The following is a 21,789-nucleotide window of genomic DNA, read 5'->3' on the forward strand; positions in this document are numbered from 1 at the left end:
GAATGATCCTGATCATCGACAACTATGACTCCTTCGTTTTCAACGTCGCACGGTACTTCTTTGAACTGGGTGAGACGGTGAAGGTGGTCCGCAACGACGCGATCGATCTTGGCACGATCCGCGCTTTGTCGCCGAGAGCCGTCGTGCTCTCGCCCGGGCCGTGCTCTCCGTTGGAAGCCGGCGTGTCCTGCGAGATCATCCGGCACCTGTCGGGAGTGCTCCCGCTTCTGGGGATTTGCCTTGGGCATCAATGCATCGGACAGGTCTTCGGGTGGCGGGTCACGCAGGCGCGCAACCCCATGCATGGGCGCTCCTCTGCCGTCCGTCATAGTTGTCAGGGCATCTTCAACAGCCTGCCCAATCCGTTAAAGGCGGGGCGTTATCATTCGCTGATTGTCGAGGAAGATCGGAACTCGACGGAGTTGGAGGTGACCGCACGCTCGGAGGACGGTGAGATCATGGCCCTGCAGCATCGACGCCATTCCACGTATGGCGTGCAGTTTCATCCGGAGTCCATCCTGACCGAGCACGGACACGCGCTGCTGTCCAACTTCCTCGATCTCGCGGCGAAAGCCGAGGAGGGTCGCCATGTTATGGTTTGATGGGGCGATCTCGGATGACCCACGAACCGGTTTCGATTTGCGCGACCGAGGGCTTCTGCTGGGCGACGGCTTGTTCGAAACGTTGGTTGTCACAGATGGCAGAGCCTTCATGCTTGACGCGCACCTCGATCGTCTTCTCGCCGGTGCGGCTGCATTGAACATCCCAGTGGGCCGGGAGTCCCTGCGACAGCCGGTCGATGATCTGACTGCCGCTCTCACCGACGGGGGCATCATTCGCCTGACCCTGACCCGAGGCGCAGGACCCCGCGGCTTACGACTTCCAATCCACCAACAACCCACCATCTTTGCGGCTGCGTCCGCACCATGGCTCCCAAATCCGACGTCAGCGGAGGTGCGCTTGGCAACGGCGCGGATTCGGCGCAATCCTTCTTCGCCTACATCACGATACAAAACGCTCGCCTATCTCGATAATGTCCTCGCCCTACAGGATGCGTTGGACCGAGGCGCTGACGACGCGCTCCTTCTGGCAGCTGGCGGGCAGGTGGCCTGCACCAGCGCTGGGAACATTTTTATCATCGAGGGTGAGAGGCTCCTCACCCCATCCCTCGACAATGGAGTGTTGCCTGGAATCACCCGCGCCCTTGTTCTCAATGTCTTGGCACCCGAACTCGGTCTGATCCCACAAGAGGTGAACCTGTCGAAGGACAGTCTCTTTCAAGCCGATGCCGTGTTCCTGACCAATTCTGTGGTGCTTGTGGCGCACGCGACGGAACTCGATGGCAAGCCGCTCTCTCGCCACAGGCGGGAAACAGTCGAGCATATTCGCGCCAATCTCCTCGCCTTGATGAACTGACAGCGGATCATGCGATTGGCCTGAGACTGGAAATTGGCGGCAGCAGCCGTGTACTCAGCTAGGCCAGCTTCGTGATGCCACTGCAATTCAAGTCAGCGAGGATGTCGGCAAGCATTTTCCGACCGAGCTTCAGATCAGGTGCGATCTCGGCCAGCGGCACCAGAACAAAGGCGCGCTCCGCCAGATACGGATGGGGAAGCATCAGGCTGGGGGTGTTCACCTCAAGATCATCGTAGGTGAGAATATCGATATCGATCACCCGAGGTCCCCACTTGACCTCGCGAACCCGTCCCAGCTCCTGCTCCACCCGAAGGCACAGGGCCAAGAGGTCATGCGGCGCGAGCTCGGTTTCGGCGACTGCGCAGGCATTCACAAACCAGTCCTGAGCCACGGGCCCCCACGGCTCCGTGCGAAAGTCGGCCGAGCGGGTGAGAATTCTTGCCCCACCCGCGTCAAGAGCTGACAGCGCTTTGGCAACGTTGCCGCGCTTGTCGCCGAGATTGCTGCCGAGGCTGAGCGTGACCCTAGCCATCGCGCGACCGCCTGATCTCGACGCTCACACCATCGAGGATGAACGGAACCGGAGCCTCAGGTTTTTCAACACGGACGGCCACAGATGTAATCCGTGGGGATCGCTCGAGCGCGCCTGCGGCAATTGCCTCAGCCAAGCCTTCGATGGTGTGGAAGCGACGTGTCGTGCCGATCTCATGAACGAGCTTGGCGAGGCTCGCATAGCAGACGGTCTGCCGGTAATCATCGGCCTGCCCGGCCGGCTTCAGGTCGAGCGAGCAGGTCAGGCTGACGTAAAACCGCTGCCCCAGACGGGCCTCTTCGGCATGAACGCCGTGGTGGGCGTACAGCGCCAGACGAGAGAGTGTGATCGTGTCGGTCAAGGTACATTCCTCAGCAGGATGTCAGCTACGCGGCAGGCTTCCACATGAGCCTGCACGTCGTGGACGCGAACGATGTCGGCACCCCGGCTCACGGCGGCCAGATGCGCTCCCAAGGTGCCAAAGAGCCGGTCTCGTGGGGGGACTTGGGGGTGGTAAAAGCGGCTCAGGACCGATTTGCGGGAGCCTCCCACGAGCACCGGGAAGCCCAGCGCTTTCAGCTCCGGCAGGCGGCGGAGGGCTTCAAGGTTCTGGTCGGCGGTTTTGCCGAAGCCAGTGCCGGGATCAAGGATCAAACGTGCATCCGGAATGCCGGCTTGGCGGGCGAGAGTCAGGGAATGCTCGAAGAAGCGCAGCATGTCGGCCATGATGTCGAGCGAAGCATCGACCTCTGCGCGATTGTGCATCACGATCGCGAAAGCATCATGTTCCGCTACGACTGTGGGCATGTCGGGGTCATGCTGAAGGCCCCAGATGTCGTTCACAATCCTCGCTCCCGCCCTGAGGGCAGCCTGGGCCGTCAACGCCCGATAGGTGTCGATGGAGATCGGCACCTTCAGGATCTGCGCAAGCTCACGAATAACCGGGACGACGCGCCGCTGCTCCTCATCGGCCCCCACGGGCGTATGCCCCGGCCGCGTGGACTCTCCGCCGACATCAATGATGTCAGCGCCCGCCTGCTCCATGTCATGGGCATGTGCAACGGCAACGGCGGGGTCCCGGAACAGGCCGCCGTCGGAGAACGAGTCGGGCGTGACGTTCAGGACACCCATGATCAAGGTGCGTGTGCCGAGTTCTTTCAGGATCGCTGTCATGGTTCACTTCAGGTCAGAACGGGTCTCCTTCTGTCGCGGTTTGCGCCAGAAGTCGAGCTTTGGTTGATAGGAGGGCCAAGAGGCACTGCTCGAAGCCAGCCGCAATTTCAGTCCATCCTCGGCTCCGGTGCTTGAGCAGATCAGGCTTCTTTATCCCTCCTGCTGAGAAGCCATGGCGGCTCTGAGGAAGCGTGTGATGGAATGCATTCTTATTGACACCTGCATGTCTATTGTCGTTTATGCCGCGCAGAAGCAGATGGGGTGAGCGCTTGGTAGAGCCGCGCGTTCACAGGTCCATCCACTTCACGTTCATCGGCACGCAAGCCGATCCGGTCGCAGCCTACCCGGTCAAAACAAGGAGCCCTGGTGAACACCTCGTCATCGGTTCCGGCGGATTGGACTCCGCCATGCTCGCGCACAAGGTTGCAGCTGAGCGAACCTTCACGCTGCTCAGCGTGCCGCACGACACCATCGAGATCTCCGCCGTCGGATGTCTCCCGACCGGCGCTGACCAGCTGCCGCGTGTCAGGCACAGGCTCACCAACGAGACCTGAATGACTTACGCAGTCAAAGAGATCTTCCTGACGCTTCAGGGCGAAGGCGCGCAAGCCGGCCGAACCGCCGTCTTCTGCCGCTTTGCCGGCTGCAATCTCTGGTCAGGGCGGGAGAGCGACCGGGCCGCGGCTGCTTGCCGGTTTTGCGACACAGACTTCGTGGGCACCAATGGGACCTTCGGCGGACGCTATGCCACCGCCGCCGACCTGTGCCACCGAATCGAGGAGCTTTGGGGACCCGGGACCGATCATCGGCTTGTCGTGCTGACGGGAGGCGAGCCGCTGCTCCAGGTCGACGCCGCTCTCATCGATGAACTGCATCGCCGCTCCTTCACAATTGCGGTCGAGACAAACGGCACAGTCGAGCCGCCGCCGGGCCTCGACTGGATCTGCGTCAGCCCGAAGGGCAGCACCGCGCTCAAGATCCGCGCTGGTCATGAACTGAAGCTGGTCTTTCCGCAGGAGGATGCGCCGCCCGAGCGGTTTGCCTCCTTGTCCTTCGAGCGGTTCTCGCTTCAGCCCATGGACGGGCCGGATCAGGTCGTGAACACGGCGCGGGCCGTCGAGTATTGCCTGGCTCATCCGCAATGGCGGCTGAGCCTCCAAACACACAAGTACTTAGGGATCCGCTGATGTGGGAACTCACCAAGTCGTTTAACTTCGAAGCCGCCCATACTCTGACTGGCACCACGCTCGGGCCAGCGAGCGAGGAGATCCATGGCCATTCCTTCCGGGCCGAGGTCGCCGTGCGCGGGCTGCCCGATCCCGAAACGGGCATGCTGATCGACCTCGGCCTGCTGGAGGGCAAGCTCGCAGAGACGCGCCGGACGCTCGATCACAAGTTCCTCAACCGGATCGAGGGGCTGGAGCGACCAACCTTGGAGAATATCACCCGGTTCATCTTCGAGCGGGTCCAGCATGTCGGGCCCATCGCAAGGGTGACGATCTACCGCGATAGCTGCGGCGAAACCTGCACCTACTACGCGCCGGCTGACCATGAACGCCGCTGACTTCTCCGCTCTCGTGGTCTTCTCGGGTGGGCAGGACTCGACCACCTGTCTGGCTTGGGCGCTGTCGCGTTATGAGCGGGTCGAGACGATCGGATTCTCGTATGGCCAGCGCCACGCGGTCGAAATGGACTGTCGGGAGCCAATCCGGCGGGCGCTTGCCAGTCTGTCGCCGTTCTGGGCCAGCCGCCTCGGACCGGACCGGGTGATCCCGCTCGATGTGCTGGGCGAGGTGAGTGTGAGCGCGTTGACCGCAGACCTGCCGGTGGCCAGCAGCCGTGCGGACGGGCTTCCTGCGACCTTCGTTCCCGGGCGCAATCTGGTGTTCCTCACCTTTGCGGCGATCGTGGCCTTTCAACGTGGCTTGAAGCGCGTGGTGACAGGCGTCTGCGAGACGGACTTCAGCGGTTATCCCGATTGCCGCGACGACACGGTCAAAGCACTCCAGACCGCGCTCAACCTCGGCATGAACGCGCGGCTGGTGCTCGAGACGCCACTGATGTGGATCGACAAGGCCGAAACCTGGGCTCTCGCTGAAACGGTGGGCGGGGACGCGCTCGTCGAGCTGATCGTGCGGGAAACCCACACCTGCTACAACGGAGATCGCGGCACCCGGCACGACTGGGGCTTTGGGTGTGGCGAGTGCGACGCCTGTCGGTTGCGGTCAGCGGGGTGGCAGCGTTACACCCAGGTGCGGAGCTGACGAATCTGGAGCTGAATCATGAGTGGGATTATGGGGAGGCATGTGATGCCGTGTGCCCCATCCCGACGGTTCCATTCGAGACCGCATCGAGCACCGCAACCGGCGGCACGATCTCGCCTGTAGTAAAAACGTGGATCTGAAGTCGGCCGCCGCTCATCGCATTGATGCGCTCGGCGATCAGGTGCGTGGAGATTCCGAGACCGGTGCGGTTCTTTGGCCACGAGGTGACCCTGTGCCAGTGCAGGGGCTGAGCGCGAACGACAGTCGGGGCGGCAAGAGCCGAGGCACCAATGCCAAGCGCCGCACGGCGTGAGTGATTAGGACCACTTGGCATGGAAGTGATGCACGGGTCCGTCCCCGCGCCCGATCTGGAGTTGGTCGGAGGCACCGATGGCGGCGCTGATGAAGCTCTTCCCGGCTGCAACCGCGTCGTCGAGCGACAGGCCTTTGGCAAGCCCGGCTGCAATGGCCGAGGACAGGGTGCAGCCGGTGCCGTGCGTGTTGCGGGTGTCGATGCGAGAAGCCGCAAAGCGCCGTATGCCCTGCTGATCCATGAGAATGTCGGTGCTCTCCAGTCCTGTGCCGTGGCCGCCTTTCACCAGAACGGCTTTGGGGCCCAATGCGAGGATGCGCTCGGCCTGGCGGCACATGGCCTGCTCGTCCTGAGCCAGCGGCTCGTCGAGGAGGGCCGCGGCCTCTGGAAGATTGGGCGTGACGAGCAGCGCCATGGGAAGCAACACGCGGCGCAGCGCGTCAACGGCCTGCGGCGCGAGCAGACGGTCGCCGCTTGCCGCCACCATCACGGGATCGAGTACGATCCGCGTCGCACTGTAACGCGTAAGCCCTTCCGCCACGGCTTCGATGATAGCGGGTTGTGACAGCATGCCGACCTTCACCGCGTTGACGGTGAGATCGGAGAAGACGCTGTCGATCTGCTGCGTGACGAAGGTGGGCGGAACATCGTGAATGCCCTGAACACCAATAGTGTTCTGCGCCGTGAGCGCGGTAATCACGCTGGCCCCATAGACACCGAGTGCCGAGAAGGTCTTGAAGTCCGCCTGGATGCCGGCGCCACCGCCTGAATCCGAGCCCGCGATCGTGACGGCGATGGCAGTCATGCCGGAACGCTCCGCGATGTCAGGGCCTGATCCACCATATGCCGCAGCCGCCGCTTCGAGTGGTGCCATGCAGGGTCGTGAAGGCTGCCATCAGGGCCGTTGCGGCGCATCCCATGGCGTTGACGCGGGTCATCAATGGGTGACCGTTCTCGATATGAAAGGTGCGCATACCATCCGTAATCAGATCCACGGTACCTGTAATGTCGACGACGGTGCTGTGCGAGTGTGCAAGATCCTTCACGACATCAGGCGTCGCATGGCCGCCCGCGACAGCTGCAAACTCACTCGCGTTGCGGCGCAAGACCCACGGTCTGTTCGCGAGACACGCGCGGGCGAATTCCAGACGGAGAGGCGATGCATCGACAAAGACAGGATCGAGGATCCACGCCTTGTTCTGGGCTTGAGCAGTGGTGATGACTCGGGGGATCGCTGCGCGGCGATCAGTATCGAGTGTTCCGAGACTGACGGGCAGCGCAGCTGAATGGCTTGTAAAGGCAGAGACTTCATTCGGGGCGAAGGTCAACGACGGAATACCGCCTGCGGCCAGAAGGAGATTGGCGGTGAAGGTCTGAGCTGCGGCGTTCGTAAGCGCATGCACACGCGTGTGCTCGCGGCGAAGACGGTCGAGCAGAAGCCCTGCCAAATGTGGAAGATTGTGGGCGTCGCAATTGGACGCTGGTGCGCTCGTCATCTCGCAGTCCCTCCGCCGGCATGATCCGGATCAGGTTCGATGGGTTGGTCTCGAAAAGACCTCTCAGCCCGGATGGGCACCCCAAGGAGATGGCGCCGAAGTAAGCACCCTCTGCTCCGTTTGGCAAGACGCAATCTCTCGCTGTCATGCACGACCGCTTGACACGAGAGGATACCTCGCTGACTATTCGCCTCGTTCCGAGGGGAGCCCTGTGAGGGGCTGAGAGTCGGCTGATCCGCCGTGACCCTTGAACCTGATCCGGGTCATACCGGCGGAGGGACTGGAACTATCGAGCACGACAAGAATCCCTCAGCTCGCTTTGCCCGGATCTCCCTTTGTCCCAGAGGAGAGATCCAGTGACCGTATACATCGACAAGCCTAAGGGCGCTCCCCAATCCGTCACCACCGGTCCGATTCAGGGATCACGCAAGGTCTATGCCACACCGACGGGCGGACCGGACATTCGTGTGCCTTACCGCGAGATCGTGCTGACCGATCCTAGCGAGGCGCCCGTGCGCGTTTACGATCCTTCCGGCCCCTACACGCAGGACGATGCAGCCATCGATCTTCGCCAGGGACTTCCGCTTGTGCGCGAAACATGGATTGCAGCGCGGAACTGTGCGGCGGTGGAGCCGCGGCCGGTAAAACCTGAGGACAACGGAAATGTCTCGGCCGACGCGCTTGTGGCGCCATGCCCGGCCGAGCGCGTCGTGCGCCGTGCCGCGCCCGGTCAGCTGGTGACACAATACGAGTTCGCCCGCGCCGGCATCATCACAGAGGAGATGATCTACGTCGCGCATCGCGAGAACCTCTGCCGCGAGGCAATGCTGGAAGAGGCGGAAGAGAAGATTGCCGACGGCGAGAGCTTCGGGGCCGCCATCCCGCCCTTCATCACGCCGGAGTTCGTGCGCCAGGAGGTAGCCCGAGGCCGCGCCATCATCCCGGCCAACATCAACCATCCGGAACTGGAGCCCATGGCGATCGGGCGCAACTTCCTGGTCAAGATCAACGCCAATATCGGCAATTCCGCGGTCGTTTCGACGGCAGCCGATGAGGTGGAGAAGCTTGTCTGGGCGATCCGCTGGGGCGCCGACACGGTGATGGATCTTTCCACTGGCCGCAACATCCACAACATCCGCTCCTGGATCCTGCGCAACTCGCCAGTGCCGATTGGCACGGTGCCGATCTATCAGGCGCTGGAGAAGGTGGGGGCCGATCCGACAAAGCTCGACTGGGAGGTGTTCAAGGATACATTGATCGAGCAGGCTGAGCAGGGAGTCGACTACTTCACGATCCATGCCGGTGTGCGCCTGCCTTATGTACCCCTCACGGCCAACCGCGTCACGGGCATCGTCTCCCGAGGCGGCTCGATCATGGCGCGTTGGTGCCTGGCGCACCACAAGGAGAGCTTCCTCTATGAGCGCTTCGACGAGATCTGCGACATCATGCGGTCCTATGATGTCTCGTTCTCGCTCGGGGACGGGCTGCGCCCCGGCTCCATCGCCGACGCGAACGATGCGGCGCAGTTCGCGGAACTCGAAACGCTGGGAGAACTCACGAAGGTGGCGTGGGACAAGGGCTGCCAAGTGATGATCGAGGGCCCCGGCCATGTGCCGATGCACAAGATCAAGGTGAACGTGGACAAGCAGCTTCGTGAATGCGGCGAGGCGCCATTCTACACACTCGGACCACTCACGACCGATATCGCACCTGGGTATGACCACATCACCTCCGGCATCGGGGCTGCGATAATCGGCTGGTTCGGCACGGCGATGCTCTGCTACGTGACGCCGAAGGAGCACCTGGGTCTGCCGAACCGGGATGACGTGAAGACGGGAGTGATCACCTACAAGATTGCAGCCCACGCGGCAGATCTCGCAAAAGGACATCCAGCCGCACAAGTTCGGGACGATGCATTGTCTCGCGCCCGCTTCGACTTCCGTTGGGAGGATCAGTTCAATCTCTCTCTCGATCCGGACACGGCGCGCACCTATCATGACGAGACACTGCCGAAGGATGCGCACAAGGTCGCGCATTTTTGCTCGATGTGTGGTCCGAAGTTCTGCTCAATGAAGATCACCCAGGACCTGCGGGCGGCGGTAGCGGCGATGAGCCCGGAGGCTCAGGAACAGTTGGCCGGCATGCGTGCCAAGAGCCAGGAATTCCTGAGCGGCGGCGGCAAACTCTATGTCTCAGCCTCGGAGTAGCGGCATGCACATCCGTGTCATTGGCGCCGGAGTGGCTGGCCTGACAGCGGCACTGGAATTGGCCGAGCGAGGCGCTAGAGTCGAGGTGATTGACCGTGGCCCGCACCTCGGCGCGGCCGCCTGCTCCTGGTGCGCGGGCGGTATGCTCGCGCCCTGGTGCGAACGCGAGAGCGCAGATCCTACCGTGGCGGAACTGGGCCATCGTGCAATCGACTGGTGGCTGCGGCGATTTCCAGGGACCACGCGCAAAGGGACGTTGGTGATCGCACAGCCACGCGATGTAGGCGAACTCACTCACTTTGCGCGCAGAACGGAACGCTTTGACTGGGTCGACGCTGATCAGATTGCTGACCTCGAGCCTGATCTTCAAGGACGGTTTCATAAAGGCCTGTTCTTCGCCGACGAAGCACACCTCGACCCCCGCAGCGCGCTGACAGCACTCGCCGCCCGTCTTGTAGAGCTTGGTGTCTCTCTGCGATTTGGTGTCGAGGCCCCCACCGGGGACAGAGATGTGGATCGCACCATCGACTGTCGCGGCTTTGCCGCGCAGGGCGATCTTCCGGACTTGCGCGGCGTCAAGGGTGAGATGCTGCTCGTCAAGACACGGGAGATCTCCCTCCAACGTTCTGTCCGCCTCCTGCATCCGCGCATCCCCCTCTACATCGTGCCGCGCGCGAACGGGCTCTTCATGATTGGAGCGACGATGATCGAGAGTTCAGATCGGGGTCGCGTCACGGCGCGCTCAGCGGTTGAGCTCCTCAATGGAGCGTACTCTGTCCATCCGGCCTTCGGCGAGGCCGAGATCATCGAGTTTGGAGCCGATGTGAGGCCTGCCTTTCCTGACAACTTGCCCGCCATCCGCGAATGCGGCCGAACGATCTACTTCAACGGCCTGTACCGTCACGGATTTTTGCTCGCCCCTGCCTTCGCGACCCAGGTCGCTGATGCCGTATTCCACAACTAGGAGACCAGGCATGAAGATTATCCTGAACGGTGAGGAACGTGAGATTGAGGAACGGATCTTGTCGCACGCTTTGTGTGAGCTCGACTTCGGCGATGCGGTTGTTGCCACGGCCGTCAATGAGCGGTTTGTGCCCGCATCTCAGCGATCGGCCATCGAGTTGAACGACGGCGACCGCCTCGAGGTTCTCGCGCCCATGCAAGGAGGCTGAGGCATGCTGTTTTATGATGTCGAACTTGCATCACCCTTGATGCTGGGAACCGCACAGTACCCATCACCGGCCATCCTGGCAGCGGCTGTCCAAGCCTCGGGTGCGGAGGTGGTGACCGTCTCACTCCGGCGCGAGGCGAGTGGCAATCTGGCCGGACAGGCCTTCTGGTCGATCATCGGCGCTCTCGGCACCCGCGTCCTGCCCAATACGGCTGGATGCCGCACGGTCAAGGAGGCGGTCACGACGGCCCATATGGCCCGGGAGGTGTTTGGGACGCCGTGGATCAAACTCGAGGTGATCGGCGAGGAGGACACTCTTCAGCCGGACGTCTTCGGCTTGGTCGAAGCTGCGCGAATTCTGACCGAAGAAGGCTTCCAGGTCTTTCCGTATACGACGGAGGATCTTGTTGTGGCTGAACGCCTGCTGGCGGCGGGCTGTCGGGTTCTGATGCCTTGGGGTGCACCGATCGGCTCAGGGAGAGGTCTCAACAATGTCTTCGGGTTGAAAATGCTCCGGGCCCACTTCCCCGATGTGCCGCTTGTGGTCGATGCAGGGATTGGACTGCCCTCACACGCTGCTGCCGCGATGGAGCTCGGTTTTGACGCGGTTCTTCTGAACACCGCAGTCGCCAAGGCCGGTGATCCGGTCGGGATGGCCAAGGCTTTCGCCCTGGCGGTTGAAGCTGGACGGCTGGCACGGCACTCCATTCCGATGGAGCCACGGGAGATGGCGAGCCCTTCGACTCCGGTGATCGGGAAGGCGATGCTGGCATGACCCTCGTGCTCGATCCCTTCTATCTCATTGTTGACAACGCGGCTTGGGTGCGGCGCCTGGTGCCGCTCGGCGTCAAACTCGTTCAACTTCGCATCAAGGGCGAGTCTGATGCCGCGATCGCAAGTCAGATCCGAGAGGCGAAGATCTGTTGCGAACAGCATGGCGCTCAACTCGTGGTCAACGATCACTGGAGGCTCGCCATCGCAGAAGGCTGCACCTTCGTTCACCTCGGGCAGGAAGACCTCGCCGGCGCGGATCTGACCGCCATTCGAAAGGCTGGCATTCGGATGGGTGTGAGTACGCATGATCACACCGAACTCGATCAGGCGCTCTCAGTTGCGCCGGACTACGTTGCTCTGGGGCCGATCTATCCGACCGTCCTGAAGCAGATGCCCTGGGCTCCCCAAGGCTTGAGCCGCATCCCGGAATGGAAGCAGCTCATTGGCGAGATTCCGCTCGTTGCAATCGGTGGTCTGACAGTCGATCGTGCCCCAGGCGTTCTGGCCGCTGGCGCCGACAGTGCGGCGGTGGTGACGGACATTCTCCGGCACCCGGACCCGGAGCAACAAACCCGCCGTTGGATTTTATCAACGAGAGCAATCGTATGACCACACGTTACGCACGGCAGATCGTCCTCCCGGAGGTGGGTGAGACTGGCCAGGCCAAGCTGGCTTCGTCCTCGGTGCTGGTCATCGGCGCCGGCGGTCTTGGGTGTCCCGTCCTGCAATATCTCGCGGCCGCCGGTGTCGGACGCATCACGATCGTGGACCATGACCGCATTGACGAGAGCAACCTTCACCGGCAGCCTCTCTATCGCATAACTGACATTGGCCAGCTGAAAGTCGAGGTGGCTCAAAAAGCTCTCGAAGCCCTCAGTCCGTCTGTGATCGTCAACGCGCTTGCTATCTCCTGTGACCCCGCCGTGGCAACGGATCTCGTGAGAAGCGCGGATATCATCGTGGATGCCGCCGATAGCATCGCGGTCACGTACATTCTGAGCGATGCCTGCAAGGCAGCGCGCAAACCCTTGGTCAGTGCGTCCTGTGTGGGCTTGAAGGGCTATGTCGGTGCCTTCTGTGCTGGTGCTCCGAGCTACCGCTCCGTGTTCCCGGATATTCCACAGAAACTTGGGAACTGCGCCTCGCTGGGTGTCCTGGGCTCGGTTGTTGCCGTACTCGGTGGCTTGCAGGCGCAGATGGTGTTGGCCCTGATTCTGGGCTTGGATCCATCACCGCACGGGCGGCTGGTTTCGGTTGATCTGCAGAAACTGGAGTTTGGCGGGTTTTCGTTCCTGGATGCGCCGGAGGCTACGGGTTTCGCACCGCCCTTTATCGCGCCATCTGATGTCAACCCCGACGATACTGTCTTCGAGCTCAGAAGCCTTGATGAGGTGGCGGTCTCTTCGTTTCCGCAGGCCCGCCGCGCGACCGTCGAGACGATCGTGGAACGGAGCCGGGATGTCTCAGAATCGAGCCGCATCGTGCTCTGCTGCCGCAGCGGCCTACGAGCGTGGCGGGCAGCGAGCCTTCTGAGGGATCAGGGCCATCAGAAGCTGGCGCTCATCGCAATGAGCGATATCAATGAGGTTTATCCACAGCGTATTTGAGCCGTTTGTTGACTGCAGCCTTTCAGCTCCGGAATGCGTCGATGCGCCTAGCCTTCAATGCAATGGTTTGATCGCGGGAAAGCACTTCGCACCGTATTTCAAACAGCCGTTGTCAACCCTCGCTGACTCACGCCCAGAATTCGCCCGCACAGTTAAAGCGGCGCGTCGCATTCAAGGGTCTGCCAGAATCGCACATTTTGCAGGGCTGCAAGCCAAACCATGGGCCAGTTTCAGGAGAGAGCTCTCCTGAGCCATTGAATCCGATGAAGCGGACGCGCCGCTCCTGCAATGAGAGGGAGAAGCATCGAAAACAACGTGCTCCCCGTGAGCAAAGGTCACCTGGTCGAAGATCGTGTGAGAGTCGGGCGCACGAGCCGAGCTGCTCCTTCAGTCATCGGGATTTCGCTCATAAACGGCGAGGGCGAGATCACCCGATACCTGTGAGAAGGGGGATCGGCTGCCTGACGCCGGCCTCATTGAGAATCGAAAACTGATAGCGTCCTGTCGCATCGACCCGCACCTGATAGCACAGACGTTCAACGACGTTATTGTCGTGGTCGAAGGTCAAGATCCTCGGGGTCATCGCGGCGATTTGCGCTTCAGGAATGTAGATCGAGTTGCAGATGATCACCTGATCCCCAGGTTGGCAGGTTCGCGCCGCCGCTCCGTTCAAGATGCAACAGCGGGATCCGCGCTCACCCAGAATCACATACGTCGAGATCCGAGCGCCGGAGTTCTTGTTCCAGATCTCCACGAACTCGAGTGGGAAAATCCCTGCCTCTTCACAGTGATCGGGATCCAAGGTGATCGAGCCGTGATAGTTCAAGTTTGCCTCGGTCACATGGATGCCATGCAGCTTGGCAGCAACAACTTTCCTCATTGCGCGATCCTTCTTCTGTTGATGCCCCTGGTCGGATGCAAGGCAGAGGCATCGCTCCAGCTATCCATCATGGTCAATTCCGTGCTGCAAGAATCGACCTCAATGCTCAAGAGGAGCACTGACATCAACGCCGCAGATGGGCTCCAGATGAACGAACAGAAGGCGCTCATTCCGCGAAAGCTTCTAACGTAGCAATGAGTCTGGGTTCAAGGGTTGGATCTTCTATATTCATCCTTCGATAGAGTTCGTTTTTGCTGTCCTTGGATCACAGACAGTCAGCTTGTTCTCTTTTTGGAGATTGTCGCAAGCGAAGGGACGATCAATTCACGACACAGCCGGATTAAGCAGGCTCACTTTGCTCATGGAAGAACGTGGTGCTGGAGAATGACACGACTGACCGTTCGACGACGTCGTCCTGCCCCGCTGCACGAGCAGAGTGAGACATTCAGCAGGCGAGATGAACCGTGACGGTGGAATAAAGCACCTACATCCTGTGTCTTCCTGATCACAGGTTATGCCGGCTAGAGAAAAATTTAGTTGCGCAATCGTTTACATCGGCGACAGGGCATTTCAAACGAGAGCATCCATTGGTAAGGAGCTTGCGCGACCCGTTCCCCCTTGTGCATCTGCGGTGTCGCTCCTCTGAGAAGAGGGTATCCTCCCAAACTCGGGCTGCCGGCAACGGCAGCCCATTTCTTTGACGTGACTAGAGTGTGGTGATGGCGCCCAAGACCGTGATCCGGACAGACCTCGTTGATGCTATTTGCCAAAAGGTTGACATCTCGCGAACTGAGGCCACGGAACTGGTTTCGCAGGTTCTCGGAGAGATCTGCGAGGCTCTTGCGTCGGGCGAGACCGTGAAGCTGTCGGGATTCGGTATCTTCCGCGTGCGCGACAAGGCAAAGCGGGTCGGGCGGAATCCAAAGACAGGGATTGAAGTGCCTATTGAGCCCCGCCGGTCCATCACGTTTCAGGCCTCACCTGTTCTCAAGACCCATGTGAACCGGGCTTCCTCTCCGTCACTGGGTGAACTGAAGGATAGCGAGCTTCGGAGAAGGCGGACCCCATGAAAAGGGAATTGGGATCGGAGCAGAATTGCAGTGCCTCAAGGAGTGCTGTCGATAGCGGCTTGATCGTCCTGGCTGTTGCCACATTCCGCCAAACTCATCATGCCATCTCAACCAACACTCCGGAAGATATCGACACGCATGTCATTGGCAAGTGGTTCGCAGGAACCTTGGGTCGCGCCATCCTGCTCGTGGTCATCACAGCTCTCAGAAATCGGCTCGACCGGAGGCGCTAGATTGCCATGACGAGAAAGGGCGAACGCCGCTGGCATCGCCGGCAACCGTCAAATCGCAGTGCCGAGATTGTACTCCCAAACCAATCTCCAACTCTGACCTGCAATGTCGAAGACATATCCGCCGGCGGTGTTCGTATCCGGTTTGCGACCGCTGTTGCTCTTCCCCCGGAATTCGTGCTTGAGATTCCCAGCCTCACCCTGCGTGTTGATGCCCATGTGGTCTGGAGCCGAGGTGAGCATTATGGCGTTAGGTTTCTCTGGCCGCAGCAGATGAGCCACCGCGCAGCGGGGCCAGACCTGATCGACCTTGGGAATCCCGGGTGCGAACGGGTTAGTCGTCCCGAAACAGGTGGATGAAACCTGCTCTGGCTGAGCAACTGAACGGGTTTTCTTTGGAGGCTCGATCCGTACCTGAGCCGATGTCACGTGTAGCAACAGGGAGTAACAAGCTTGTTACGCGAGTTGCGGCTGCCGCACCAATGCCGCGTGCGGGCTTCCATACGTCCCGACCCGGCGGCTACGGATGAGAGCGCCAATGTCCTTGCCGGTATGGCCGAGGCCAAGTCAATCAGGCACTACGCTTCAGCCCAAGAGAACTGACGCATCCAGGATGCTTCACGGATAGGCCTTAGATTACTCAACAACCGACAAGGTCGCTCGTCCGCGCTCGAGTGGTTCCAATGCCATAGCCAACTGAACTCGGAATAGCGCCGCAATCAGATCCGACTGTGCCACGATGCCAACGATCTGGTCATCGTCATTCACAATCGGAATTTGCTCCACCCCAGCGTCGGCCATCAGCGGAACAAGTTGGGCAACAGCCACATCTTGCCGGACCGTTTGGATGGGAACCGTCATGACCTGCCCCACCGAACCTGTTTGCCCGCGTTCGAGCTGGATCACCCGACGGGCCATTTGACGGAAGCTGATCCGAAGCCCACGATTGGCATCCCAGTCACTGTGCCTGATGAGGTCGGTCTGGGTGATCATTCCAATGACGTGGCGATGATTGGATACAACCAGCAAGGCTTTGATGCTATGCCGACGCAGAAGTCTCCAAGCCACCCGCAGCGGAGTTTCGGCTGTGACGGAGATGATGTCGCGGGACATGATATCGGCGCAGGTGATCCCTCCGAAGCGGCGGTTATACGCCTGCACCTCGACCTTCCGAAACAGGGCCTCAAGGCTGTCGCGGCTCACGTCAACGACTTCGTCAAGTTCTCGCAGGATGGCATCTAGATGTGAGATCTGAGGAGGTTGTTCATCCCGTCTGAGGGCCTGAAGGTGGTCGTTGCGACACGAACCCCTGATGGACCTGAGGAATGAACAACCCGCATCAGAATGCCCGCACGACCCGTCTGGGTCGAGCGGAAATGATCCGCCGCATCCTCGAAGACGACCAGCCTGTTCGCGAGGTGGCCAGAGGCTTTGGTATCAGCGAGCGCACCGCCCGCAAGTGGCTGGCCCGCTACAGGGCGGAAGGTGCAAGCGGATTGGACAACCGCTCGTCGTGCCCGAAAGCCATTGCAAATCGCACGGCCGAGTACTGGATTGGCGTGATTGAGATGCTCCGGCGGGAATACCGGCTCACGGCTGAGGAGATCGCCGGTAAGCTGAACCTCGCCCGCTCCACTGTGGCGGCCTGGCTCACTCGACGCGGCCTCGGTCGCTTGGCTGCGCTCGAGCCGAAGGAGCCGCCGCGCCGCTATCAACGCGAACGTCCGGGCGAGCTAATCCATCTCGACATCAAAAAGCTCGCCCGCTTTGAACGGGTCGGCCATCGCATCACCGGTGACCGGCGCAACCCCAGTGCTGGTGCCGGATACGACTGCTTTCACGTGGCGATCGATGACGCCACCCGGTTGGCCTATGTCGAGGTGCTGCCGGATGAGACCCGCCGCTCGACCACAGCCTTCCTGGTGCGAGCCCTGCGCTGGTTTCGAGAACGCGGCATTCGGGTCGAGCGGGTGATGACCGACAACGGGTCCGGGTACGTCGCGCGGCTGTTCCGAAAAGCCTTGAGGATGCTCGGCATCCGGCATATCCGCACGCGGCCTTACACGCCCAAGACCAATGGCAAGGCCGAGCGCTTCATCCAGACGCTTCTGCGGGAATGGGCCTATGCGATCTCGTTCAGTTCATCGCAGGCTCGAGCCGCCGACCTGTCGCGGTGGCTGACCTGGTACAATCAGCAGCGCCCGCATGGTAGCCTACACCGACGAACACCGGCTCAGGCTCTCGCCGGAACAACCTGATCAGAACTCACATCTAGATCGTCACTCCTGAACCCGATCCGCTGCAACGGTGCAGGGTCCGTGGTCTTGTGAAGATTGGACGAGGGCGGCTTGGTCAGATGCGGATACCGTCGGCCGGTGAGATTGTTGAACAGGACTCCCATCGCCAGCAGGATCAATGATCCGAGCGCGACAGGCCAGAGGACAAACCCGTATCCGGCCGCCTTGATGGCCGGCCCGCCAAGAACCGCCATCAGAGCCAGCGCTCCGCCGGGAGGATGCAGGCACCGGAGAACGAACATTGCGGCCACCGCGACAGTCCCGGCGAACGTGGCCGCCAGGAGCGGCTCGCCAAGACACTTGGCGCATGTCACACCAATGGCTGCCGACACTACGTTGCCGCCGAGAAGGGACCATGGTTGCGCCAACGGGCTCGCCGGCAGAGCAAACAGAATGATGGCGGAAGCCCCCAAAGGCGCACTCAGGAGAGGCAGGTCCCCAGAAGAGCCGAGAAAGCCTGCTCCGATGAAGCCGACCGTCAGAATGCCCGTGAGTAGGCCAGAGCAAACGCGAAGCTGCTCCAGGGGGCTGATATGGGTCAGGTCCGGAACAAGGCGTTTTGCCCAAGATAGAGACCGAAACACTTTGCTCATAGGCAACGATCGCACCGGGAGGGGTATGGCTGGAGGGGAAGCCTGCTTAGAGCGGATTCGATTTAGGTGAACTCATATCCGCAGTTTCTGAGATAGTTCTGGCATTCCTCAGCCGGGAAGCTATCGAGCAGTTCTCCAATCGTGCTCCAGAGCGCCTCCTTGGTGCGAGCGGCAGCCTTGCGCAGGAGCGCTTTGAGCTTGGCGAACACCTGCTCGATTGGGTTCAGGTCAGGCGAGTACGGCGGCAGGTACAGCAGACTCGCCCCGGCGGCTTGGATCATTTCGCGGACACCTGCCACCTTGTGAGCGGCCAGGTTGTCGAGCACAATCACGTCACCCGGCGACAGCTCCGGAACCAGAACCTGCTCAACATAAGCACGGAACACCTCACCGGTCATGGGACCGTCCAGCACCATCGGGGCGATGAGGCCGCTGGCCCGCAGGCCGGCCACAAAGGTCGTGATCTTCCAGTGCCCCCACGGTGTGGCATCGACCAGGCGCTCGCCCTTCGGACAGCGCCCATAGCGGCGCACCATGTTCGTGCTCGTGCCCGTCTCATCGAGAAAGACGAAGCGCATCGGATCCATATAGCGCTGCCATACGCGCCAGCTCCGGCGTTCGCGCGCCACATCGGGCCGGTCCTGCTCTGCAGCTCTCAGGCTCTTTTTTGTGCGTCAGACCGGCTCGTCTCAGCCAGCGGCTGATGGTGGAGGTCGCGCCGACCACGATGCCGTGCTGACGCAGCTCGGCCTGGATTTCCACCAGTGAGATATCGGACCTGGTATCCAGGAGCGCGCGCACGAGCGCCTCATACGGCGCAAGGATGGGTCGGCGATGGCCACCAAAACGGGCCGGAGCGGGACTGCCGCTCTGGCGGAAGCGCCGCATCAGCTTCACGGCGGCCGACGGGCTCACGTCAAAACGTAAAGCCGCCTGACGGATCGACGAACCATTCTCGACAGCGCGCACAATTCGATCACGCAGATCGCGGGACAGCGGAGCTGGCATGGGACGCCTCCCGGCCAATCACAACCAGCCCTATGGAATCAGCTCCAGCGATTCCACGCAACCGCAGCACGCTCTAGCCTGAACCAAGCCTGTTTGATAGTCGCCACCCTGCAAGAAAGGCCGTCATATTTGTCCAACGCCATCACGAGCAGTCTGCTGGTGGACAAGATGGAGAGCTGCAGAGCACCCCTGATCCTTTAAGGCTGCACCTCCGCTCGTGATTGAGGCGTCTCTCATTGGCGGGAGAGCGATGACGGCGGGCAAGAACGTGACTTGGATGGAGTCGATAAAGGCCGTTCATCAAAAACTCGACGACTCACGAGCAGACTCAACCGCGTTGGCCAACAGATTATCGGGACGATTGGCGTGACCCTCGCAGCGGACGAAACCGTAAAGATGTCGGGGTTCGGCACGTTCAGCGTGCGCAGGAAGGGTGAGCGGATAGCCGCAATTCTCAGACGGAAGGATATCGGACTGTCCGCTGCTTGCCCTGAAGAGGTCAGACGCCTGAGCAATGACCTCAGGCGGAAAGCAGTAGCGTTTGTAGCTGGCAATTCGATCATCCAACTCGTGTAAGACGACGCAATCCAACGCCCGAGCTCATGTGAGGACCCAGTCGGGAATGCTTTGCGGCGCGATTTTGGCTAAGGTTATGGTTACGTGAAATTTTGAACTCTGCGATTGCATGAGGAGAGCGCGTTTATCCTACGATTTGCGTTGCCAGCAGAAAAACGTTCCAAAGTTTGTTCAGTGCGGCGAAAGTGCTGTGAGAGAGCACGCTTGGGCTTATACTATCCAAAGTGTAGTGCTCCTCGCTTCTCAAAGAACATGGTCCGCGAACCCTCACGCTCCTCTCGCAAGTTTGCTCTGGGTATCCTTCTTTTCTGGCTCGTTGTAGCAGCGGCCACAGCCGGCAGGATCGCCTACTACGATCAGATTTCGGCACACGCGACGTCAACACCGCGATAGAGAGGGAGCTTCAATCCTTCCTCATCATCCCGCAGAGCGGACACGGCTCGTCCTGTCGTTGGCACAAACTGCCGTTCCGCACAATGAGGATTGATCGCCCTGCTCGCACGAAGCGGGACTTCGCTTCTTGCACTCACGGATGCCCCGATCGCGATGATCAACGGTCCCTCTTCAGGCAGAGAAACGCCCTGAGCAACATCCATGACCGTGGTCTGCACACTCTCTTGATCGTCCCTCGAAACGTTGCTGACTGCCGCAACGGGCGTGTTGGGCGGCAGGCCATGCTCAATCAGGCGCGTCGCCAGTTTGGACGCCGTGCGCCGGCCCATATAGACCACCGTTGTCGCTTGCGAGTCGGCCAAGGCGTCGATGTTCAAACTCTCAGGAAGATTGCCGTGCCGGTCATGAGCGGTGATGAACTGGACTCTTTGGGCGTGATCGCGATGGGTCAGTGAGCCATTGAGCGAGGCAGCCGCCGCGCTCGCTGCCGTGACTCCTGGCACAATGCGGACCGGAACACCGGCATCGCGGCAGGCCGCGACCTCCTCGCCGGTGCGGCCGAAGATGGCAGGGTCACCTCCCTTGAGGCGAACGACACGCTGACCTGCAAGCGCCAGATCGACGATCAGTGCATTGATATCTTCCTGGCGGCAGGATGCACCGTGGCCCTCCTTACCAACATGAATCCGGCGCGCTTCCCGTCGGCCCAGTTCAAGGGTACCGGAGGTGACAAGACGATCATAGACGATCACGTCGGCCGCCTGGAGCTCGCGCATCGCTTTCAGCGTCAGAAGTTCAGGATCACCTGGACCTGCGCCGACGATGACAACCTCGCCGAGTGTTCCCCTCTCCAGAGCTTCGTCTTGGCTCTGACAGGCAAGATCATCCAGAGTGCCGTCCCGCTCACGCTCATGGGTCGTGCCCGTGAACGCGGCATCCACGAAGCGTTCCCAGAACCGGCGCCGGCCAGATTTCGAGGGCACGATCTCCCTCAGCCGCTCACGAAAGTCCTTTGCGGTCTGCGCCCATTCACCAAGGGAGAAAGGCAGGACCGCCTCGATCCTGCGACGGATCGCTTGGGCCAGAATCGGGGCGGCTCCATCGGTCGAAATGGACACGATGACCGGAGCTCGATTGACGATGGTCCCAAACTGGAAGTCGCAGAAGGCAGGCTGATCGACGACATTGATCAGAGCCCCATGCCGACGGGCCGCGTCAGCAAAGAGTTGAGCCTCCTGCCGATCCTCGATATCGGCCACTGCGACTGAGACTCCTTGGAGGTCGGCATCTCGCCAATTCCGCCGGGTCAGAGTGAGCCGCTCCGGGTTGCTTCGGACAAGGGCCAGCAACTCTGGAGACGGGTTCTCTGCAAGAATCCGGACCATGCCGCCAGCGGCCGCGAGAAGCTCCCCTTTCCAGGCGACACCCTCGCTTCCGCCGATCACGAGAATGCGCTTTCCCGTGAGGTCGTAGAAGATCGGCAGCTTCGGCAACGGATTGAGCCGAGCCGGACGCGAGGCCTTGGGAGAGACTGGCGTCTTCATACCGCCGCCTTCGCGATCGGGCCGGTATTCGCGTGGAAATCGGGCCCGTTCGTTGTAGCCGAGACGATCCCTGAACGGATCAGAAAGTCGCTGAATTTTTCACCGGGGCCGCGTCCATGCGCGTAGGCCGCGAACAACGGGTCTAACGCAGCAACGATCTCGTCATGCTGCAGATCGGCAGCATAGAGCTTCGACAGGCGCGAGCCATCGAAAGCCCCTCCCAGATAGAGGTTGTAACGGCCGGG

At 61.0% G+C, this 21,789-nt stretch carries 27 protein-coding genes, 1 pseudogene and 2 riboswitches; of the genes and pseudogenes, 16 read left to right on the forward strand and 12 right to left on the reverse strand.

Annotation, left to right across the window (positions count from 1 at the left end; translation table 11 throughout):
• Positions 1-2: 2 nt before the first annotated feature.
• Positions 3-602, forward strand: a complete 600-nt coding sequence (locus tag AA309_RS14285; protein WP_047189699.1) for an anthranilate synthase component II — start codon at positions 3-5, stop codon at positions 600-602.
• Positions 589-1,416, forward strand: coding sequence for an aminotransferase class IV (locus AA309_RS14290; RefSeq protein WP_047189700.1), 828 nt, complete (start codon positions 589-591; stop codon positions 1,414-1,416). The genes AA309_RS14285 and AA309_RS14290 overlap by 14 nt, the downstream gene beginning before the upstream one ends.
• 58 nt (positions 1,417-1,474) lie before the next feature.
• Here the strand turns inward: AA309_RS14290 and folK are convergent, their stop codons facing one another.
• The 3 genes from folK to folP are packed head-to-tail and all read right to left on the reverse strand — an operon-like array spanning position 1,475 to position 3,121.
• A complete protein-coding gene (folK, locus tag AA309_RS14295; protein ID WP_047189701.1) occupies positions 1,475-1,948 on the reverse strand; it encodes a 2-amino-4-hydroxy-6-hydroxymethyldihydropteridine diphosphokinase in 474 nt (157 codons plus the stop codon).
• Positions 1,941-2,309 (reverse strand): dihydroneopterin aldolase, encoded by a 369-nt coding sequence (gene folB, locus AA309_RS14300; protein WP_047189702.1) that lies wholly within the window; start codon positions 2,307-2,309, stop codon positions 1,941-1,943. Before folB ends, folK begins: the two co-directional genes overlap by 8 nt.
• A complete protein-coding gene (gene folP / locus AA309_RS14305) occupies positions 2,306-3,121 on the reverse strand; it encodes a dihydropteroate synthase (protein WP_047189703.1) in 816 nt (271 codons plus the stop codon). Before folP ends, folB begins: the two co-directional genes overlap by 4 nt.
• Positions 3,122-3,390: 269 nt before the next feature.
• Between folP and AA309_RS14310 the strand changes: the two genes are divergently transcribed.
• The 4 genes from AA309_RS14310 to queC are packed head-to-tail and all read left to right on the forward strand — an operon-like array spanning position 3,391 to position 5,385.
• Positions 3,391-3,675, forward strand: a complete 285-nt coding sequence (locus AA309_RS14310) for a hypothetical protein (RefSeq protein ID WP_047189704.1) — start codon at positions 3,391-3,393, stop codon at positions 3,673-3,675.
• Positions 3,676-4,308 (forward strand): 7-carboxy-7-deazaguanine synthase, encoded by a 633-nt coding sequence (gene queE, locus AA309_RS14315; protein WP_047189705.1) that lies wholly within the window; start codon positions 3,676-3,678, stop codon positions 4,306-4,308.
• Entirely contained in the window at positions 4,308-4,685 is a 378-nt protein-coding gene (locus AA309_RS14320) for a 6-pyruvoyl trahydropterin synthase family protein (RefSeq protein WP_047189706.1), read from the forward strand. The genes queE and AA309_RS14320 overlap by 1 nt, the downstream gene beginning before the upstream one ends.
• Positions 4,672-5,385 carry a 7-cyano-7-deazaguanine synthase QueC gene (queC, locus tag AA309_RS14325; RefSeq protein ID WP_047189707.1) on the forward strand — a complete coding sequence of 238 codons (714 nt, stop codon included), beginning with the start codon at positions 4,672-4,674 and terminating at the stop codon, positions 5,383-5,385. Before AA309_RS14320 ends, queC begins: the two co-directional genes overlap by 14 nt.
• Positions 5,386-5,413: 28 nt before the next feature.
• Here queC and AA309_RS34270 read toward each other — a convergent pair whose 3' ends face one another.
• From AA309_RS34270 to AA309_RS14340, 3 genes are all read right to left on the reverse strand, one after another.
• On the reverse strand, positions 5,414-5,719 hold the full coding sequence (locus tag AA309_RS34270) for a hypothetical protein (protein WP_150117558.1): 306 nt from the start codon (positions 5,717-5,719) through the stop codon (positions 5,414-5,416).
• Complete coding sequence (gene thiD, locus AA309_RS14335; RefSeq protein WP_047189731.1) at positions 5,703-6,503, reverse strand: bifunctional hydroxymethylpyrimidine kinase/phosphomethylpyrimidine kinase; 801 nt, start codon at positions 6,501-6,503, stop codon at positions 5,703-5,705. Before thiD ends, AA309_RS34270 begins: the two co-directional genes overlap by 17 nt.
• A 19-nt stretch (positions 6,504-6,522) precedes the next feature.
• A complete protein-coding gene (locus tag AA309_RS14340; RefSeq protein ID WP_052954726.1) occupies positions 6,523-7,194 on the reverse strand; it encodes a hydroxyethylthiazole kinase in 672 nt (223 codons plus the stop codon).
• A riboswitch (TPP riboswitch) is annotated at positions 7,185-7,288 on the reverse strand. Its footprint overlaps the gene before it by 10 nt.
• Positions 7,289-7,384: 96 nt before the next feature.
• Positions 7,385-7,492, forward strand: a riboswitch (TPP riboswitch).
• Between the two features lie 58 nt (positions 7,493-7,550).
• Here AA309_RS14340 and thiC point away from each other — a divergent pair.
• The 6 genes from thiC to AA309_RS14370 are packed head-to-tail and all read left to right on the forward strand — an operon-like array spanning position 7,551 to position 12,953.
• The gene (thiC, locus tag AA309_RS14345) at positions 7,551-9,401 is read left to right on the forward strand and encodes a phosphomethylpyrimidine synthase ThiC (protein WP_047189709.1); all 1,851 of its coding nucleotides are present in this window, start codon (positions 7,551-7,553) and stop codon (positions 9,399-9,401) included.
• 4 nt (positions 9,402-9,405) lie between these two features.
• The gene (gene thiO / locus AA309_RS14350; RefSeq protein WP_047189710.1) at positions 9,406-10,365 is read left to right on the forward strand and encodes a glycine oxidase ThiO; all 960 of its coding nucleotides are present in this window, start codon (positions 9,406-9,408) and stop codon (positions 10,363-10,365) included.
• 10 nt (positions 10,366-10,375) lie between these two features.
• On the forward strand, positions 10,376-10,573 hold the full coding sequence (gene thiS, locus AA309_RS14355) for a sulfur carrier protein ThiS (RefSeq protein ID WP_047189711.1): 198 nt from the start codon (positions 10,376-10,378) through the stop codon (positions 10,571-10,573).
• 3 nt (positions 10,574-10,576) lie between these two features.
• Positions 10,577-11,347: a thiazole synthase gene (locus AA309_RS14360; protein ID WP_047189712.1), complete on the forward strand. Its 771-nt coding sequence runs from the start codon at positions 10,577-10,579 to the stop codon at positions 11,345-11,347.
• Positions 11,344-11,955: a thiamine phosphate synthase gene (locus tag AA309_RS14365; RefSeq protein WP_047189713.1), complete on the forward strand. Its 612-nt coding sequence runs from the start codon at positions 11,344-11,346 to the stop codon at positions 11,953-11,955. The genes AA309_RS14360 and AA309_RS14365 overlap by 4 nt, the downstream gene beginning before the upstream one ends.
• On the forward strand, positions 11,952-12,953 hold the full coding sequence (locus AA309_RS14370) for a HesA/MoeB/ThiF family protein (RefSeq protein WP_047189714.1): 1,002 nt from the start codon (positions 11,952-11,954) through the stop codon (positions 12,951-12,953). Before AA309_RS14365 ends, AA309_RS14370 begins: the two co-directional genes overlap by 4 nt.
• Before the next feature lie 427 nt (positions 12,954-13,380).
• Here AA309_RS14370 and panD read toward each other — a convergent pair whose 3' ends face one another.
• Positions 13,381-13,833, reverse strand: coding sequence for an aspartate 1-decarboxylase (gene panD / locus AA309_RS14375; protein ID WP_047189715.1), 453 nt, complete (start codon positions 13,831-13,833; stop codon positions 13,381-13,383).
• Positions 13,834-14,552: 719 nt separating this feature from the next.
• Between panD and AA309_RS14385 the strand changes: the two genes are divergently transcribed.
• Together AA309_RS14385 and AA309_RS37705 are read left to right on the forward strand one after the other, a co-directional pair.
• On the forward strand, positions 14,553-14,903 hold the full coding sequence (locus AA309_RS14385; RefSeq protein WP_047189717.1) for an integration host factor subunit alpha: 351 nt from the start codon (positions 14,553-14,555) through the stop codon (positions 14,901-14,903).
• 239 nt (positions 14,904-15,142) lie between these two features.
• The gene (locus AA309_RS37705) at positions 15,143-15,493 is read left to right on the forward strand and encodes a PilZ domain-containing protein (RefSeq protein ID WP_084731235.1); all 351 of its coding nucleotides are present in this window, start codon (positions 15,143-15,145) and stop codon (positions 15,491-15,493) included.
• Positions 15,494-15,769: 276 nt separating this feature from the next.
• Here the strand turns inward: AA309_RS37705 and AA309_RS33110 are convergent, their stop codons facing one another.
• Positions 15,770-16,336, reverse strand: coding sequence for a CBS domain-containing protein (locus tag AA309_RS33110; RefSeq protein ID WP_084731237.1), 567 nt, complete (start codon positions 16,334-16,336; stop codon positions 15,770-15,772).
• A 122-nt stretch (positions 16,337-16,458) separates the two neighbouring features.
• Here AA309_RS33110 and AA309_RS14400 point away from each other — a divergent pair, with 122 nt between their 5' ends.
• Complete coding sequence (locus tag AA309_RS14400; RefSeq protein WP_047189719.1) at positions 16,459-17,391, forward strand: IS481 family transposase; 933 nt, start codon at positions 16,459-16,461, stop codon at positions 17,389-17,391.
• Here the strand turns inward: AA309_RS14400 and AA309_RS14405 are convergent.
• Both AA309_RS14405 and AA309_RS33115 read right to left on the reverse strand, forming a co-directional pair.
• Positions 17,367-18,023, reverse strand: a complete 657-nt coding sequence (locus tag AA309_RS14405) for an HPP family protein (RefSeq protein WP_052954729.1) — start codon at positions 18,021-18,023, stop codon at positions 17,367-17,369. The two genes, AA309_RS14400 and AA309_RS14405, sit on opposite strands and share 25 nt — an antisense overlap.
• Before the next feature lie 62 nt (positions 18,024-18,085).
• Positions 18,086-19,031, reverse strand: a protein-coding gene (locus AA309_RS33115) for an IS630 family transposase (RefSeq protein ID WP_425286882.1) whose coding sequence is annotated in 2 segments (ribosomal slippage) — positions 18,086-18,692 and positions 18,691-19,031 — 948 coding nt in all. Because the reading frame shifts where the segments join, the coding sequence is not laid out codon by codon here.
• Between the two features lie 273 nt (positions 19,032-19,304).
• Here AA309_RS33115 and AA309_RS37710 point away from each other — a divergent pair.
• Positions 19,305-19,607 (forward strand): HU family DNA-binding protein, encoded by a 303-nt coding sequence (locus tag AA309_RS37710; protein ID WP_116529087.1) that lies wholly within the window; start codon positions 19,305-19,307, stop codon positions 19,605-19,607.
• 356 nt (positions 19,608-19,963) lie between these two features.
• Here AA309_RS37710 and cysG read toward each other — a convergent pair whose 3' ends face one another.
• Entirely contained in the window at positions 19,964-21,544 is a 1,581-nt protein-coding gene (gene cysG, locus AA309_RS14425; protein WP_084731239.1) for a siroheme synthase CysG, read from the reverse strand.
• Positions 21,541-21,789: pseudogene (locus AA309_RS35215) on the reverse strand (sulfite reductase); the annotation flags it as partial. The pseudogene AA309_RS35215 and the gene cysG, both read right to left, overlap by 4 nt.

It is taken from the genome of Microvirga vignae, from assembly GCF_001017175.1.
GTDB classification, from domain to species: domain Bacteria; phylum Pseudomonadota; class Alphaproteobacteria; order Rhizobiales; family Beijerinckiaceae; genus Microvirga; species Microvirga vignae.

Excerpts from the sequence above, each read along its gene's own strand:
- AA309_RS14405 (WP_052954729.1), bottom strand. The coding sequence starts at position 18,023 with ATGAGCAAAGTGTTTCGGTCTCTATCTTGGGCAAAACGCCTTGTTCCG.
- AA309_RS14365 (WP_047189713.1), top strand. The coding sequence starts at position 11,344 with ATGACCCTCGTGCTCGATCCCTTCTATCTCATTGTTGACAACGCGGCT.
- folP (WP_047189703.1), bottom strand. The coding sequence starts at position 3,121 with ATGACAGCGATCCTGAAAGAACTCGGCACACGCACCTTGATCATGGGT.
- AA309_RS14290 (WP_047189700.1), top strand. The coding sequence starts at position 589 with ATGTTATGGTTTGATGGGGCGATCTCGGATGACCCACGAACCGGTTTC.
- AA309_RS14385 (WP_047189717.1), top strand. The coding sequence starts at position 14,553 with ATGGCGCCCAAGACCGTGATCCGGACAGACCTCGTTGATGCTATTTGC.
- AA309_RS14285 (WP_047189699.1), top strand. The coding sequence starts at position 3 with ATGATCCTGATCATCGACAACTATGACTCCTTCGTTTTCAACGTCGCA.
- AA309_RS34270 (WP_150117558.1), bottom strand. The coding sequence starts at position 5,719 with ATGCCAAGTGGTCCTAATCACTCACGCCGTGCGGCGCTTGGCATTGGT.
- AA309_RS14320 (WP_047189706.1), top strand. The coding sequence starts at position 4,308 with ATGTGGGAACTCACCAAGTCGTTTAACTTCGAAGCCGCCCATACTCTG.
- AA309_RS37705 (WP_084731235.1), top strand. The coding sequence starts at position 15,143 with ATGACGAGAAAGGGCGAACGCCGCTGGCATCGCCGGCAACCGTCAAAT.
- queC (WP_047189707.1), top strand. The coding sequence starts at position 4,672 with ATGAACGCCGCTGACTTCTCCGCTCTCGTGGTCTTCTCGGGTGGGCAG.
- panD (WP_047189715.1), bottom strand. The coding sequence starts at position 13,833 with ATGAGGAAAGTTGTTGCTGCCAAGCTGCATGGCATCCATGTGACCGAG.
- AA309_RS14400 (WP_047189719.1), top strand. The coding sequence starts at position 16,459 with ATGAACAACCCGCATCAGAATGCCCGCACGACCCGTCTGGGTCGAGCG.
- thiD (WP_047189731.1), bottom strand. The coding sequence starts at position 6,503 with ATGACTGCCATCGCCGTCACGATCGCGGGCTCGGATTCAGGCGGTGGC.
- AA309_RS14340 (WP_052954726.1), bottom strand. The coding sequence starts at position 7,194 with ATGACGAGCGCACCAGCGTCCAATTGCGACGCCCACAATCTTCCACAT.
- thiO (WP_047189710.1), top strand. The coding sequence starts at position 9,406 with ATGCACATCCGTGTCATTGGCGCCGGAGTGGCTGGCCTGACAGCGGCA.
- folK (WP_047189701.1), bottom strand. The coding sequence starts at position 1,948 with ATGGCTAGGGTCACGCTCAGCCTCGGCAGCAATCTCGGCGACAAGCGC.
- thiS (WP_047189711.1), top strand. The coding sequence starts at position 10,376 with ATGAAGATTATCCTGAACGGTGAGGAACGTGAGATTGAGGAACGGATC.
- AA309_RS14370 (WP_047189714.1), top strand. The coding sequence starts at position 11,952 with ATGACCACACGTTACGCACGGCAGATCGTCCTCCCGGAGGTGGGTGAG.
- cysG (WP_084731239.1), bottom strand. The coding sequence starts at position 21,544 with ATGAAGACGCCAGTCTCTCCCAAGGCCTCGCGTCCGGCTCGGCTCAAT.
- AA309_RS14360 (WP_047189712.1), top strand. The coding sequence starts at position 10,577 with ATGCTGTTTTATGATGTCGAACTTGCATCACCCTTGATGCTGGGAACC.
- queE (WP_047189705.1), top strand. The coding sequence starts at position 3,676 with ATGACTTACGCAGTCAAAGAGATCTTCCTGACGCTTCAGGGCGAAGGC.